14 protein-coding genes are annotated in these 14,778 nt (G+C 59.8%); 7 read left to right on the forward strand and 7 right to left on the reverse strand.

Annotation, left to right across the window (positions count from 1 at the left end):
* Nucleotide 1: 1 nt before the first annotated feature.
* The gene (gene rpiA, locus ACIQWP_RS11410) at nucleotides 2-703 is read right to left on the reverse strand and encodes a ribose-5-phosphate isomerase RpiA (RefSeq protein WP_402786533.1); all 702 of its coding nucleotides are present in this window, start codon (nucleotides 701-703) and stop codon (nucleotides 2-4) included.
* 195 nt (nucleotides 704-898) lie between these two features.
* On the opposite strand from rpiA, the gene ACIQWP_RS11415 reads away from it, so the two are divergent.
* Entirely contained in the window at nucleotides 899-1,573 is a 675-nt protein-coding gene (locus ACIQWP_RS11415; RefSeq protein WP_402786536.1) for an HAD family hydrolase, read from the forward strand.
* Nucleotides 1,574-1,638: 65 nt separating this feature from the next.
* Here the strand turns inward: ACIQWP_RS11415 and ACIQWP_RS11420 are convergent, their stop codons facing one another.
* Nucleotides 1,639-3,537, reverse strand: coding sequence for a murein L,D-transpeptidase (locus ACIQWP_RS11420; protein WP_402786539.1), 1,899 nt, complete (start codon nucleotides 3,535-3,537; stop codon nucleotides 1,639-1,641).
* Between the two features lie 404 nt (nucleotides 3,538-3,941).
* Between ACIQWP_RS11420 and fumC the strand changes: the two genes are divergently transcribed.
* Nucleotides 3,942-5,333, forward strand: a complete 1,392-nt coding sequence (gene fumC, locus ACIQWP_RS11425; RefSeq protein WP_402786542.1) for a class II fumarate hydratase — start codon at nucleotides 3,942-3,944, stop codon at nucleotides 5,331-5,333.
* A 158-nt stretch (nucleotides 5,334-5,491) separates the two neighbouring features.
* Here fumC and ACIQWP_RS11430 read toward each other — a convergent pair whose 3' ends face one another.
* Nucleotides 5,492-5,719, reverse strand: coding sequence for a hypothetical protein (locus ACIQWP_RS11430; RefSeq protein WP_402786545.1), 228 nt, complete (start codon nucleotides 5,717-5,719; stop codon nucleotides 5,492-5,494).
* 230 nt (nucleotides 5,720-5,949) lie between these two features.
* Here ACIQWP_RS11430 and ACIQWP_RS11435 point away from each other — a divergent pair, with 230 nt between their 5' ends.
* Together ACIQWP_RS11435 and ACIQWP_RS11440 are read left to right on the forward strand one after the other, a co-directional pair.
* On the forward strand, nucleotides 5,950-7,557 hold the full coding sequence (locus ACIQWP_RS11435; protein WP_402786548.1) for a fumarate hydratase: 1,608 nt from the start codon (nucleotides 5,950-5,952) through the stop codon (nucleotides 7,555-7,557).
* A 200-nt stretch (nucleotides 7,558-7,757) separates the two neighbouring features.
* The gene (locus ACIQWP_RS11440) at nucleotides 7,758-8,825 is read left to right on the forward strand and encodes a GGDEF domain-containing protein (protein ID WP_402786551.1); all 1,068 of its coding nucleotides are present in this window, start codon (nucleotides 7,758-7,760) and stop codon (nucleotides 8,823-8,825) included.
* 54 nt (nucleotides 8,826-8,879) lie between these two features.
* On the opposite strand, the gene ACIQWP_RS11445 is transcribed toward ACIQWP_RS11440, so the two are convergent.
* Nucleotides 8,880-9,488: a pyridoxamine 5'-phosphate oxidase family protein gene (locus tag ACIQWP_RS11445; RefSeq protein ID WP_402786554.1), complete on the reverse strand. Its 609-nt coding sequence runs from the start codon at nucleotides 9,486-9,488 to the stop codon at nucleotides 8,880-8,882.
* Between the two features lie 57 nt (nucleotides 9,489-9,545).
* Entirely contained in the window at nucleotides 9,546-10,511 is a 966-nt protein-coding gene (locus ACIQWP_RS11450) for an alpha/beta hydrolase (RefSeq protein ID WP_402786557.1), read from the reverse strand.
* A 45-nt stretch (nucleotides 10,512-10,556) separates the two neighbouring features.
* On the opposite strand from ACIQWP_RS11450, the gene ACIQWP_RS11455 reads away from it, so the two are divergent.
* Complete coding sequence (locus ACIQWP_RS11455) at nucleotides 10,557-11,042, forward strand: MarR family winged helix-turn-helix transcriptional regulator (protein ID WP_402786560.1); 486 nt, start codon at nucleotides 10,557-10,559, stop codon at nucleotides 11,040-11,042.
* Here ACIQWP_RS11455 and ACIQWP_RS11460 read toward each other — a convergent pair.
* Together ACIQWP_RS11460 and ACIQWP_RS11465 are read right to left on the reverse strand one after the other, a co-directional pair.
* Nucleotides 11,036-12,235: a low temperature requirement protein A gene (locus ACIQWP_RS11460; RefSeq protein ID WP_402786563.1), complete on the reverse strand. Its 1,200-nt coding sequence runs from the start codon at nucleotides 12,233-12,235 to the stop codon at nucleotides 11,036-11,038. The two genes, ACIQWP_RS11455 and ACIQWP_RS11460, sit on opposite strands and share 7 nt — an antisense overlap.
* 147 nt (nucleotides 12,236-12,382) lie before the next feature.
* Nucleotides 12,383-12,757: a gamma-butyrobetaine hydroxylase-like domain-containing protein gene (locus tag ACIQWP_RS11465; RefSeq protein WP_402786565.1), complete on the reverse strand. Its 375-nt coding sequence runs from the start codon at nucleotides 12,755-12,757 to the stop codon at nucleotides 12,383-12,385.
* A gap of 151 nt (nucleotides 12,758-12,908) precedes the next feature.
* Between ACIQWP_RS11465 and moaA the strand changes: the two genes are divergently transcribed.
* On the forward strand, nucleotides 12,909-13,940 hold the full coding sequence (moaA, locus tag ACIQWP_RS11470; RefSeq protein ID WP_402787574.1) for a GTP 3',8-cyclase MoaA: 1,032 nt from the start codon (nucleotides 12,909-12,911) through the stop codon (nucleotides 13,938-13,940).
* Nucleotides 13,941-13,960: 20 nt separating this feature from the next.
* On the forward strand, nucleotides 13,961-14,713 hold the full coding sequence (locus ACIQWP_RS11475; RefSeq protein WP_402786566.1) for an MBL fold metallo-hydrolase: 753 nt from the start codon (nucleotides 13,961-13,963) through the stop codon (nucleotides 14,711-14,713).
* The last annotated feature ends 65 nt before the right edge of the window (nucleotides 14,714-14,778 follow it).

A 14,778-nucleotide genomic window follows, 5' to 3' on the forward strand; every position in this document is an offset into this window, starting at 1 on the left:
CCTATGTATTGTTCGCCTGCAACGTGCGCGCACCGGCAGGGCCGGCAATGATCGCTAATGTCGCCATATGGATAAAGAGCCCGTGTTCGACAACGCCGGGAATCGAATTGAGCTCACTCGACAGCGCCTCTGCATCAGGAATGCGGCCGAAAGATGCATCAAGAATGAAATGCCCCCCATCGGTGACAAAGGCGTCATCACCGGAGCGGCGCAGGTTGAGCGCACCCGAAAGACCAAGGCGCGAAGCCGCCTTCTCGATGTGGATACGGGTAGAAGTAAGGCCGAATAGGTTGACCTCGATAGGCAGCGGAAAGGCTCCGAGGGTCTCGACGATCTTGCTTTGATCCGCGATGACGATCATGCGGGCGGACGAGGCTGCAACGATCTTCTCGCGCAGCAACGCGCCGCCGCCGCCCTTGATCAAGGTCAACGCGCCGTCCAGTTCGTCGGCGCCATCGATGGTTAGATCGAGTTCCGGAAGCTCGTCGAGCGACTTCAGCGGCACGCCGAGCTCATTGCACAGCTTGGCCGTTCTTTCGGAGGTGGGAACACCCTGGATCGAAAGACCCGCCGAGACCTTTTCGGCAAGTAGCCGAACGAACTCTTCCGCCGTGCTGCCCGTGCCGATCCCGAGCCGCATGCCGCTCTCGACATAAGCGAGCGCAGCTCTCGCAGCCTCGATTTTCATCTGGCGGGCGTCCATGCGCCACCTGCTCCCATTGTTACGTTGGTCTGCTGTTTACACGGCTCTCCGGTCAAACGAAAGCCAAAATAACGGCATGATATAGAAATCCCCGCCCCCTTCGGCCAAGGCTTCCAGGGTGGTTCGGTTGCAATTGCCCGCGCGATCTTTTAACTCCGAAAGACGCACTCTTTTCCATGCAAAGGCCGATTCCTCTTGAAATCTCCCCTTGTCGTATTCGATCTTGATGGCACGCTGCTCGACACGCATGCGGACCTCATCGTCAGCCTGAATTATACGATTGCCGCGCTCAAGCTTCCGCCGGTCAGCTATGACGACGTGACGCATCTCGTCGGCAGCGGCGCGCAAGTCATGATCGAACGGGCCTGCAAGCTGCATGGCTATACGCTGACGGCCGAAGAATTGCCGGCCTTGCTGCAGCGCTTCATAACCCATTATTCCGAGGCGATGCCCGGCGCCACGCAGCCCTATCCGGGACTGGTTGCCGCGCTCACCATACTGAAGAGCCAGGGCTACAAGCTGGCGGTCTGCACCAACAAGATGGAATCGCTGGCGCGCACGCTGCTCGAGCGGCTGGAGCTGACCCATTATTTCGAGGCGATTACCGGCGGTGACACCTTCACCGTGCGCAAGCCGAATGCCGAGCACCTGATCGGCACCGTCGAACGCGCTGGCGGCGATATCGCCCGCACGATCATGATCGGCGACAGCATCAACGACATCCTCGTCGCCCGCAACGCCGGCGTCCCCTCCATCGCAGTCCCCTTCGGCTATTCGGACGTCGGCGTCGAAACGCTCGGCCCCAACCGCATCATCTATCACTACGACGAATTGACGCCGGAACTGGTCGAGGGGCTGCTCGCGGCCTGAGAGATCTCTCTCAATGCAAAGGGCGGCCCATCGGCCGCCCTTTTCTGTTTTCCGCTAAACCGAACTCAGATTTGAGCCGTGCGCGCCTTCGAGGTTGCATCGAGCGCCTTCTGCGTGGCGGCATCGCGATCGTAGACGTCGTTGAAATACTGGATGACGCCGTCCTTGTTCGGCCATGCGGTGAAGTAGGCGATATAGATCGGGAACTTCTGCGGCACGGAAACGCCCTTGTTCTGGCCGGTTGCGATCTGCTTGGCGACGTCGTCGACGGTGGTGTTCAGCACGGCGGCAGCCATCGCGCGCGGATCGGCAAGGCGGACGCAGCCGTGGCTAAGCGCGCGCATATCCTTCTTGAAGAAGCTCTTCTGCGGCGTGTCGTGCATGTAGATCGCATGCGAGTTCGGGAAGAGGATCTTCAGTTCGCCGAGTGCATTGTCGCTGCTCGGCGGCTGACGAACGGAGATGCTCTTCGTCGAGCCGTACCAGTCGACGCTGGACGAAGCGACCGCGCGACCGCCGACTTCGACCTGGTAGCCCATGCGGTCGAGATAGTTCGGATCGGCGCGCAGCTTCGGCAGCATCTCGTTGATGATGATCGACTGCGGAACGCCCCAGAACGGGTTGAACTCGACGGTCTGCACCTGGTTTTCGAAGAAGAAGGTCTGATGCTGCTTGCTGCCGACGACGACGCGCATCGACAGCTGTTCCTGGTTGTTATTGTAGTAATAGACCATGAACGCCGGCTGGTTGATGAGGACGTAGCGCGGTCCGAGTTCGTCCGGCAGCCAGCGCAGCTGCTCCATGGCGATGACCAGCTTCTGGATCTTCACATCGTTGTTCTCGCCGACCATGGCGCGAACGGAGGACGGACCGATGACGCCGTCAGCCGTCAGTCCCTTCTCCCTCTGGAAGTCCTCGACCAGCGACACCAGCTCGGGCGTATAGTCGGGCGTGCCCAGATACGCGTCGAAAAGATCGGCATGGGCCGCCTTCAGAGCATCAGATCCGCGGTGCTGGATCGCCTTGACGATATTGGCCATTTCCGGCGAGCTGCTGCCCGGCTTCAATGTGCCTGCCAGGGAAATGGAGATGTGGCTGGCGTCCGATCCGGATTCCGCACGCAATTTCGCGAGTTCCGCCTTCAGCTCCATGAATTGGGGATTGGACGGGTTGCGGCTGTTGAGATAGGCACTGACATCGGGGCTGGCGCGCAAGACATCGAGCATGGCCGCCAGATTGACGTCCTTGCGCTTGAAGTCGTGATAGCCGGAGATCTTGTTCGGGTCGAGACGGCCGCGAACCGTATCCTGAACGAACATCAATACCTTGCTCGATAGCGCAAGCTCGAACTGCATGAGCGCGCGGTCGCGCATCACCGGGTCGGCGTTTGCAGCATCGGCGCTGGGCAGCGTCACCGCGTAATCGGCGGGATCGAGACCAACGGAGCCGGCATCGGCGAGAATGCCCATTGCAGCCTTCGCCTTGTCGCTGACGGCATGATCGGCGACCCAGAGAAGCGGCTTCGTCTGATCGGCATAATAGGCCTCGATCGCCTTGGCGATATCATTGGTCGCCATGACGCGCGCATCCGCCAGATAGCGACGCTGCGAAATTTCGGTATCGACCGCGACCGGTGTCGGGGAAGCATCGGCAACGGCGCCGGTCACCACCGGATCGGCAAAATGCGCGGTTGACACGAGGCGCATCTGGTCGGTCTTGTAGGTATAGTATTTTGGCGCATCGACGGTCGGCAGCGACTGCTTGGCCCGTGGAGGCTGATCGGAATTCAGCGTTTGCGCCGGATTGACGGGAACCGGAGCTGATACCTGCGTGCTCTGCTGACGCCCCTGACCACCGCGGATGAAATCCATGAGGGTCATGGCGCTGGCAGAGGTCGCGCCGATCGAGGAAAGGCAACAGGAAAGAGCCAGGACGGATGCTGTGGCTTTGATGGCAAGTTTCATTCTCTAATCAGTCCCTGTATCGTGCGATAACTTCGAGCCCGGCGGTGCAGTTTTCAACTCGGCCGCGATGCCTTCGACATCGTACACCTGATATAGTGAAAACGGCGAGACCCCGCCTTTCGTTCAATGCCTCAACTTCATGTTACGAAGCAGCGGCGTCTTCCGCGCTTAGTCCACACCGAATTATGAAATTATTGGTTAATCTTTTATTGAAATTTCCTGGGCTTTTTAAGCGCCCGAAAATGCGGACCCATTAATATATACGGGGCGTGTTAAAAAGAGCACGCAGCACGCGGTCGAAAACATGATTTTCATAGTCATCAAATGGCGCTTAGATGTTTTCATGGGCGCCGTTCAGGCCTATATGGCTGCTATCTATTTTCGTAAAAAGCAGGATCAGGAACATGACGTCCACCCGCACCGAAACCGATACCTTTGGTCCGATCGAAGTCGCCAGCGACCGCTATTGGGGCGCACAGGCGCAACGCTCGCTCGGCAATTTCAAGATCGGCTGGGAAAAGCAGCCGCTATCGGTCGTCCGCGCCCTCGGCATCGTCAAACAGGCGGCCGCCCGCGCCAATATGGAGCTCGGGCAGCTCGATCCGGCACTTGGCAAGGCGATCATCGCTGCGGCGCAGGAAGTCATCGACGGCAAGCTCAACGATCACTTTCCGCTTGTCGTCTGGCAGACCGGTTCGGGCACCCAGTCGAACATGAACGCCAATGAGGTGATCTCCAACCGGGCGATTGAAATGCTCGGCGGTATCATGGGCTCGAAGAAGCCGGTGCATCCGAACGACCACGTCAACATGAGCCAATCGTCGAACGACACCTATCCCACGGCCATGCACATCGCCTGCGCCGAGCAGATCGTCCATCATCTGCTGCCGGCCCTGCGGCATTTGCACGCGGCCCTGGAAAAGAAGGTCGCCGACTTCGCCCATATCATCAAGATCGGCCGCACCCATACGCAGGACGCCACGCCGCTGACGCTCGGCCAGGAATTTTCCGGCTATGCCGCGCAAGTCGCCTCCTCGATCAAGCGCATCGAACTGACCTTGCCAGGCCTTTGCGAACTCGCCCAGGGCGGCACGGCGGTCGGAACCGGCCTTAACGCGCCGATCGGCTTTGCCGAGACGGTTGCCCAAGAGATCACTGAGATCACCGGCCTGCCCTTCGTCACCGCGCCGAACAAGTTCGAGGCGCTGGCGGCGCATGATTCCATGGTCTTCAGCCATGGCGCCATCAACGCCGCAGCGGCGGCCCTCTTCAAGATCGCCAACGACATCCGCCTGCTCGGCTCCGGCCCGCGCTCCGGTCTCGGCGAGCTGTCGCTGCCGGAAAACGAGCCCGGCTCGTCGATCATGCCCGGCAAGGTCAACCCGACGCAGTGCGAAGCGCTGACGCAGGTCTGCATTCACATCTTCGGCAACAATGCGGCCCTCACCTTTGCCGGCAGCCAGGGTCATTTCGAGCTCAACGTCTACAATCCGATGATGGCCTACAACTTCCTGCAGTCGGTGCAGCTGCTCGGCGATGCCGCCGTCTCCTTCACGGATAATTGCGTCGTCGGCATCGAGGCGCGTGAAGACAACATCAAGGCCGGTCTGGAACGCTCGCTGATGCTGGTCACGGCGTTGGCGCCGAAGATCGGCTACGACAACGCCGCCAAGATCGCCAAGACCGCCCACAAGAACGGTACGACGCTGAAGGAAGAAGCTTTGGCGAGCGGGCTGGTAACTTCGGAAGAATACGATGCCATCGTCCGGCCGGAAACGATGATCGGCCCGAAGTAAGACCTCAAGGCCGGGCAGGCACTTCCGACTACCGCGGATCTGCCTGCCTCTGAAGCAATTCCAGGAAAAGTGCGCAGCGGTTTTCCGTCCGGAATTGCGTAAAAACAAGAGGATGGAGCGTTTTCGCGATCCGAAGAAAGCGGAAGTGCTCCAGCCCTTCAGTGAAGGCTTGCTGCGTTGCTCGAGGGCATGATTGCCCTTCTTTCCTGCTGAACCATGTCGGTGGTCGTCAGGATGGTCGAAGGATCGAGCTTTGCCAGGATTTCCTTGTGGAAGGCGCCTTTCAGGTAGCCGCCATGCACGAGACCGAACAGGCCGGCGGCGGCCAGAACCGCAACGACGGCGACCGGCGATATATGATGGTGGTGATTGTGGGAGATATCCATAATCTCTATCCCAAAACAGCCGAGACGACCTCGTCCGGCCCTTTCCAAAAGATATGTGCCTTCCGGACTGTTGTTGGAAGCCGTGACTTTCAGCACCGACTGTCTATGCGGCGTTGACAACGGACCTCTTGAAATCTGCAAGCACCCTATCCCGATTGCTTTTGGCTCAAGCCGGATTTAGATCGTTTCCAAACATCTTCCCCGCCCATCCGGCTTGAAAGGTTTCCCACATGGCTGACGATCTATTTCCCCTCGGCGACGACACGACCCCCTATCGCAAGATTTCCGGCGATTATGTTTCCGTCGACACCTTCAAGGACCAGGAAATCCTGACCGTCGATCCGGAAGGCATCCGCCTGCTCGCCGAGACAGCCTTTGCCGATATCAATCATCTGCTGCGCCCCGGCCACCTGAAGCAGCTCGCCTCGATCCTCGAAGACCCGGAGGCAACCGATAACGACCGCTTCGTCGCCTATGATCTGCTGAAGAATGCCAATATCGCCGCCGGCGGCGTGCTTCCAATGTGCCAGGACACCGGCACCGCCATTATCATGGCCAAGAAAGGCCGTCGCGTCTGGACCGAAGGCGGCGACAGCGGCGCCTTGGCCAGGGGCGTGCTCGACGCCTACGAGAAAAAGAACCTGCGCTATTCGCAGCTCGCGCCGATCAGGATGTTCGAGGAAAAGAACACCAAGAACAATCTGCCAGCGCAGATCGACATCTATGAGGAAGGCACCGACGCCTACGAATTCCTCTTCGTCGCCAAGGGCGGCGGCTCGGCCAACAAGACCTTCCTTTATCAGGGCACGCCATCGCTGCTGACGCACGACCGTATGCTGGACTTCCTGAAAGAGAAGATCCTGACGCTCGGCACGGCAGCCTGTCCTCCCTATCATCTGGCGATCGTCATCGGCGGCACCTCGGCCGAGATGACCCTGAAGACGGTCAAGCTCGCCTCGACGCGGTATCTCGACTGTCTTCCCACGGAAGGCTCCGAAAGCGGCCATGCCTTCCGGGATATCGAAATGGAAAAGGAAATCCACAAGCTGACGCAGAGCCTCGGCGTCGGCGCGCAGTTCGGCGGCAAGTATTTCTGCCATGACGTCCGCGTCATCCGCCTGCCCCGCCACGGCGCCTCGCTGCCGATCGGCCTCGGTGTTTCCTGTTCCGCCGACCGTCAGGCCAAGGGCAAGATCACCCGCGACGGCATCTTCATCGAACAGCTCGAGACCGATCCGTCCAAGTACATGCCCGAGATCGACGAGGCCAAGCTCTCCGAATCCATGGTTCGCATCGACCTCAACCGGCCGATGGCCGACATCCTGGCCGAGCTGTCCGCGCATCCGGTCAAGACCAGACTGTCGCTGACCGGCACGATCATCGTCGCGCGCGATCTCGCGCACGCCAAGATCCGCGAACGTCTCGAAAAGGGCGAAGGCATGCCGGAATACCTGAAGAACCATCCGGTCTACTACGCCGGCCCGGCCAAGACGCCCGCTGGCTACGCCTCCGGCTCCTTCGGCCCGACGACCGCCGGCCGCATGGACAGCTATGTCGACCAGTTCCAGTCGTTCGGCGGCTCGATGGTCATGCTTGCCAAGGGCAACCGTTCGCGTGCCGTGCGCGAAGCCTGCAAGACATATGGCGGCTTCTATCTCGGTTCGATCGGCGGGCCGGCAGCCCGTCTTGCTCTGGATTGCATCAAGAAGGTCGAGGTGCTGGAATACCCTGAACTTGGCATGGAGGCCGTCTGGAAGATCGAGGTTGAAGATTTCCCCGCCTTCATCGTCATCGACGACAAGGGCAACGACTTCTTCCAAGAACTCAATCTAGGGTAAGCATCGCCACGCGCGACCGGCCATATCAAAAAGGGGTGCCAACGGCGCCCCTTCTGTAAAACTATGCTTCAATTATAATTACTTTCGAGTAAAAATGTAATGACAGAGGATTTCTCATAATCGTGCTCTTAATCTTTTCTCAAAGAATCTTTGTATAGATAAAAAAGGGATTTAACCAATACATGTTACGGAGCTCACCGATGAGTACGGCGATTGCGCCCAAGGCGCAAAATCCCGACGTGGCAGGGCAGATTACCTACGCCATGCGATCCATGGGGGTCGCACCTATTCCGCGCAATTACGAGCTTTTCTACGAGGCCTATATCGGCTCCAATCCCGCGCTCACGCGTGACCTGGCGGCACTCGGCAAGAGTGCCACCCAGGAGGAGCTGGATGACATCGGAGCCAAGTATTTTCCGCATCACGCAGGCCGTGTCCTCGATGACGCGCACGCCCGCCTGACCACGGAACTGGACGCCGTCCTGCGCGCCTTGCGTCAGGAGCAGACGACGCTTCAAAGCTACAATCGCCTGCTCGGCGAGACATGCGAAAGCATAAACTCCAGAAACCACAACAGCGCCGAACTGCTGCGCAGCGCCATCGATATGCTCGCCGCAGCAACCGGCGATACGATGGCTCATGGTGAAAAGACCGTCGAGAATGTCGTGCAGCGCAGCCAGGAAATGGAATTGGTCCGCAAGGAGCTGGACGAATACAAGCGCATCGCCAACACCGATGCCCTGACCCGGCTTTCCAACCGCCGCGCCTTCGAAGACCGGCTGATCTCCATCTTCGACAATCAGCTGACCCGGCCGACGACGGCGCTCGTGCTTGCCGATATCGATCATTTCAAGAGAATCAACGACAGTTTCGGCCATCCGGTCGGCGACAAGATCCTTGCGACCGTCGCCTCCATCATCCGCGCCAACGTGCGCCGCGATGTCTTCGTCTCCCGTATCGGCGGCGAGGAATTCGCCCTGATTGTGGAAGCGACCAGCGCCGAGGAGGTCACGACGGTGTGCGAACGAATCCGCCGCACGCTGGAGATGACGCCATTCAAGAATTCCCGCACCAGGGTCGACTACGGTCCGATCACCCTGTCGCTCGGCATCTGCATGGCTTCGGAAGCCGCCGATTCAGGCGAACTGTATAACAAGGCCGATCTCGCGCTTTACTGCGCCAAGAATTCAGGCCGCAACTGCAGCAACATCTATCAGGAAAGCATGCAGAAGGACTTCACCAAAAGTTGGCTCATCTACAAGAATTAGAAGCAAAGCCAACCAACCGCCGGCGCTGCTTTCCCAGGCATGCCGGCGGCTTGCCTACCAGAGTGTCTTGGCCGCCCGCGCCGGCCACTCGCGATCATAGGCCTCCTGATTGAAATCGCCCTTCGCCGCCTTGAGCATCATGCCCGGCGACGGCAGGCTTGCCGGATCGACGAACCTTTCCACATTCCAAAGCTCGGCCCGCATCACCGCTCGCGCGCACTGGAAATAAACCTCGTCGATCGTGATGACGACGACGCAGCGCGGATGCTTGCCATCCATTTCGAAACTGTCCAGCAAGGCGGGCTCGATGCAGACAACAGCCTGACCGTTGAGCCGCATCGTCGTGTTCGATCCCGGAACCAGAAACATCAAGGCTATACGCGGATCGCGCACGATATTGGCGAGAGAATCGATGCGATTATTGCCGCGCCAGTCAGGCAGATGCAGCGTCTTTTCATCCGCGACGCGCACGACGCCGCCAAGGTCACCGCGCGGTGAGCAATCCAGCCCTTCCGGCCCGACCGTCGCCAGCGCCATGAACGGAGAAGCTTCGATCATCCGGCGATAGAGGGGCGTCAACACCTTCGTCACCTTGGTGATCGACGCTTCGCCAGCATCCCCATAGAGCCCCTTCAGCTCCTCGACTGATGCAACGATATGCATGCTGCCTTGCGCCTCCTTGTGGCGGTCTGCCCAAAAGCCCGCGCGACGCAAGGGTTGCTATGATGAGCGACGCAGCGGGGTTCGGTAAAACGATAGCACCGTCTCGTCATGATTTTCGAGCGGATTTTCCACCTCGATATCCTCGGCAAGAAAGCCCTCGATCGCGCCAAACACCGGTGCGGCGCCGACGATGCGCCGGTGGCCGAAGCCGTTGGCCCAGAAAAGGCGAACATGCGATCCCTCGGCGGCATAGGCGCGCGCGTGATCGGCACTCACCTCCTTGTCGTCCTCGGCATGAATGACGAGCACAGGTCGGCTCGGATCGAGCCTGCCGCGCTTCTGGTCATAGGAAGCAAGCGTCCTGCCCGTCACCCGGCGGACCTCGTCTTCCAGGGCCGCCTGCGTCGCTGGGCCGAGCCTCATCAGGCGGCCGAAATCCTTGAACAGCCAGCCCATGGCACTCGGCGCGCCAATCAGCACCAGCCTGCCTGGCCGAAACGGATCGACATCAGGCAGAAAGCCCGCAGACGCCAGCGTCAGAGATGCCCCGCCGAAGGAATGTCCGATCGCGGCATCGAAGGCGCCAAAGCGCGCCGAGGCGGCTGCGATGGCGGAAACGGCCAGGCGCACGTTCAGGAACCGTCCATCCGAGCGGCCATGCCCGGGAAGATCGAGCGAAATCACTTCCGCGCCGCTGCTGGCAAGGAACGCCGTCAATTCGGACATGTATTCGCTGCTGGAGCCCCAGCCATGCACGACGAGATACCGCTTGCGCGACCCCTTCGCCCCGCCATTGAAACGATAGGCCATGGCGCGACCGCCTGTAAACGGCAGCATGATCCGCTCCGCCGCAAGAAGGCGCTCCCTGCCCTCCACATGCGCTGCCCTGGCTTTTGAGCCGCGCGGCCGACGCGGCGGCGTCAGACAGAAAAGCCGGAAAGCTGCCTTGCCGGCGAGCCGCGGAGATAGCCGTTCGAGGCTGGACAGACCCGACCGGGTGACCTTGAGCGCAAAGGATGGCATAGTGGGAATCCAGTAATGTTCAACCATGAACAATAAAGTACAACGATGAACAAAAATCAATCCCTTCTTTGGGACCATCCGCGTTTTAGAAGCTGGATTGCCGTCGCGCGCGCCTGCCAGTTGATGCAGCAATCGCTGGCGCGGGCATTGGCATATCTCGATATCAAGCCGCCGCATCTCGACATTCTGGTCAATCTCTTTCGCTTCGAAGGCATTTCCCAGCAGGAACTCGCCCGCAAGCTGCTGGTCGGCCGCTCCAACATGAGCATGTTGCTGCCGCAGATGGAAAAGCGCGGATTGATCGCGCGGCGCGGCGACCCCTATGACAAGCGTGTGCTGCGCCTGTATCTGACCGAGGAAGGCCGGCGCGTGACGGAAGAAGCGATGACCATCCAGACGGCACTCATCGATCGCACAATGTCGGATGCGCCGATCGACGAATGCGAACGCATGACGGCCCACATGGAGCGCATCATCGGCCTGCTGATGCAGGACGAGCGCGAACCCTTGGAGCTGGTTGACGATCAGTGATCGCTGGTCGAGCGCGCCGAGGGGACGACGCGGCTCAGCGAGGCGAACTCCCAGATCGCAACGACGATCAGCACGGCCGTGGCGAGAATGCCGAGCTGGTAGACCATGACCATCGGCAAGGTAAGGAGCAAAAGCACCAGGCCGGCGAGACCCACCGTATGCGACAATGGCGGCCGGCCGGTGGTTACTCCTTTGAACCACAGGTTTCCGAGCAGGAACACGACCGGGCCGCCAAGGATGGCCGCGGCTGCATGCATATCGGCGGGATCACGAGGATGGGCGAACAGGAATTCGTCGCCGACGACGCTCAGCATGATGCCGGCGAGAATGGCAATATGCGCATAGGTGAACGCCAGCCGCGCCATGCTCCCGGGTGTCTCGTCGTGTTCGATGCGGTGAGCGGCCCTTTCATGACCGAACTGAAAGTAGATCCACCAGAGGGCGACAGTGCCGACGAAGGCGGTAATGAACACTGCAACGATCAAAGGCGTGACCGGTTGTTCGGCAAAGACCTTGCCCGCCTGGAGAACCGCCTCGCCGAGGCAGATGATAATGAAAAGGGCACAACGTTCGGCCAGATGGGCGCCAGAGACATCCCAGTCGGCGGTCGTCGACTGACCGAGGCCGGGCACCCGAAACCCCAGCGCTGGAGCCGAATATTCGATGATGAGCGCCAGCAGCCAGAGTATGAGCCGCGTCTCGCCCTCCACCAGCGCACCGGCGATCCAGAAAATGCCCGAGAATATGAACCAGCTGCTGATGCGAAGGAAATTGCGGTAGTTGGAGCGGCTGGCGTGCCTGAGGGCATAGACCGTAAAGAGCGATCGCCCGACCTGCATGAAGACATAGGCGCCGGCAAAGAAAATCGCCTTCTCGCCAAAAGCCTCCGGGATCGCGGCCGAAAGGATGAGGCCCGCGAACATCAGCGTGAACAGCATGATGCGCACCGGCATGCGATCCGGATCGAGCCAGTTCGTGACCCATGCCGTGCAGACCCATACCCACCACACCGCGAAAATCAGCATGATGGCTTCCAGCACGCCCAGCACCGTGAAATGCTCGGCCAGGGTATGCGCCAGCTGCGAAATCGAGAAGACGAAGACCAGATCGAAAAACAGCTCGACGAAGGAGACCTTGCTCTCGTTCTTGCCGCCCTTGGCGCGAAGCCAGTTTTCCCTACCCCCCAGGATCATGCCTGCGCCCCTCCGTCCGTTGCTGAAGATTGTGCTAGAGCGTGATGCCGAAAAGTGTAGGCGGTTTTCGGATGACATCACGCTCTACTTCTTTGATTCTAGAGCGGATTCATATTTTACGTCGATTCGACCTAAAATCATCCGGCTCTAGTGCGGCCTTCTGATCGGATCGCGGCTAAGACCCTTTTCCTTCAATTCGGCCTCGTAGGCCGAAAAAAGCTCATGGCCCTTCTCGCCCAGTTCGCGCAGATAGGACCATGTGAAAATGCCCGTGTCGTGCATGTCGTCGAACCCGATGCGCACGGCGTAGTTGCCTGTGGGGATCATCGACATGATGCCGACATCGCGCTTGCCGGGCACGGTGACCTTCTGTCCCGGCCCGTGCCCCTGCACTTCGGCGGAGGGAGACAGGACCCGCAGCATCTCCGCCGGCAAATCGAAACTCGCGCCGTCATCGAATGTCACCAGCAGGCGGTGACGATCCTTCGAAACTCGTAATTCAGTCGGCCAGGTGTCGCTCATCGATATTCCAACTGTTTCAGTGGCTTTGTCGAGAATTATGCCGCGGCTCCTATATACGCAAGTCTAATTGAAAAGCATTTTCCTTGACGCAACAATCGCCTATGCACACATTAGTAGCCTGACGGAGGTTCGAGTGAATAGCATTGTTGGTATGATAGGCGACGCATCGCCGCTGGCGGCGGATACAGGCCCGATGATTGACCCCTTTGGGCGTGCCGTCACCTATTTGCGCGTTTCCGTCACAGACCGTTGCGACTTCCGCTGCACCTACTGCATGGCGGAGCACATGACCTTCCTGCCCAAGAAAGATCTCTTGACGCTCGAAGAGCTCGACCGGCTCTGTTCCGCCTTCATCGCCAAGGGCGTCCGCAAGATCAGGCTCACCGGCGGCGAGCCATTGGTACGCAAGAACATCATGTTCCTTGTCCGCAAGCTGGGCGAAAGCGTGCAGAATGGCACGCTCGACGAATTGACCCTGACGACGAACGGCTCGCAGCTCGCCCGCCATGCCGACGAGCTTTACGATAGCGGCGTCAGACGCATCAACGTTTCGCTCGATACGCTCGATCCCGACAAATTCCAGGCCATCACCCGCTGGGGAGACTTCTCCAAGGTCATGGAAGGCATCGACGCGGCGCAGAACGCCGGCCTGAAGATCAAGCTGAACGCCGTCGCGCTCAAGGGCTTCAACGACACCGAAATTCCCGGGCTGCTTCGGTTCGCGCATGGTCGCGGCATGGACCTGACCGTCATCGAGACCATGCCCATGGGCGAGATCGACGAGGATCGTACAGACCAGTATCTGCCGCTCTCCGAGCTACGCGCCGATCTCGAGCGTCAGTTCACGCTGACCGAGATTCCCTACAAGACGGGCGGCCCTGCCCGCTACGTCGAAGTCGCCGAAACAGGCGGTCGCCTCGGCTTCATCACGCCGATGACCCATAATTTCTGCGAAAGCTGTAATCGCGTGCGGCTCACCTGCACGGGCACGCTCTATATGTGCCTTGGGCAGAATGACGCGGCCGACCTGCGCACGGCGCTCCGCGCCAGTGAAGACGACGCCCTGCTCCATGCCGCGATCGACGAAGCGATTACCCGCAAACCTAAAGGTCACGATTTCATCATCGACCGCACGCACAATCGACCGGCAGTCGCGCGCCACATGAGCGTTACCGGCGGCTAACCCCTATCGAGAACATCAACATGCAGCTTGAGCTCATTCGCAATGCGACGCTGAAGATCACCTATGGCCGCCATGTCCTGCTGATCGATCCCTATTTCGCGCCGCGCCACAGTCTCCCATCCTTCACGGGTCGCTCTCCAAACCCGATGACCGAACTGCCATGTTCGATCGACGACATCCTTGATGGCGTCGAGCTGGTGATCGTGTCGCACCTGCATACCGATCATTTCGATGGCGTGGCAAAGGAGCGCGTCGCGAAATCGCTGCCGATCCTCTGCCAACCCGGCGACGAAGAGAAGATCCGGGAGTCCGGCTTTACCAGCGTCACACCCCTCACCCAATCCACCCTATGGCAAGGACTGACGATCACGCCGCGGCAAGGCAGCCATGGCCTCGGGCCGGTGGTGGAAAAAATGGGCCATGTCATCGGCTTCACGCTCGAGGCTGCCGGCGAACCCACTGTCTACTGGGCAGGCGATACGGTGCTCTATCCGCCGGTCGCTGAAACAATCCAGCAGGTCTCGCCCGATATCATCATCACGCATTCCTGCGGCGCACGCTGGGACGGGGATTTGATCGTGATGGATGCCGACCAGACGCTCGAAGTCAGCCGCCTGGCACCTCAGGCGATCATCGTCGCAACCCACATGGAAGCGCTCGACCACGCCACTGTGACGCGGCATGACCTTCGCCAAGCGGCAGACGCTGGCGATATCGCCCCCTCGCGGCTGCTGATCCCCGCCGATGGCGAAACACTGCATCTCGGTCGATAATTCGCCAGCAATTCAACGATCGCCCTAACAAACGTCAATCGAAAAGCGCCGGACCATTGGCCCGG

The organism is Rhizobium sp. NPDC090279 (assembly GCF_044769665.1).
In the GTDB taxonomy this organism is placed as follows: Bacteria; Pseudomonadota; Alphaproteobacteria; order Rhizobiales; family Rhizobiaceae; genus Rhizobium.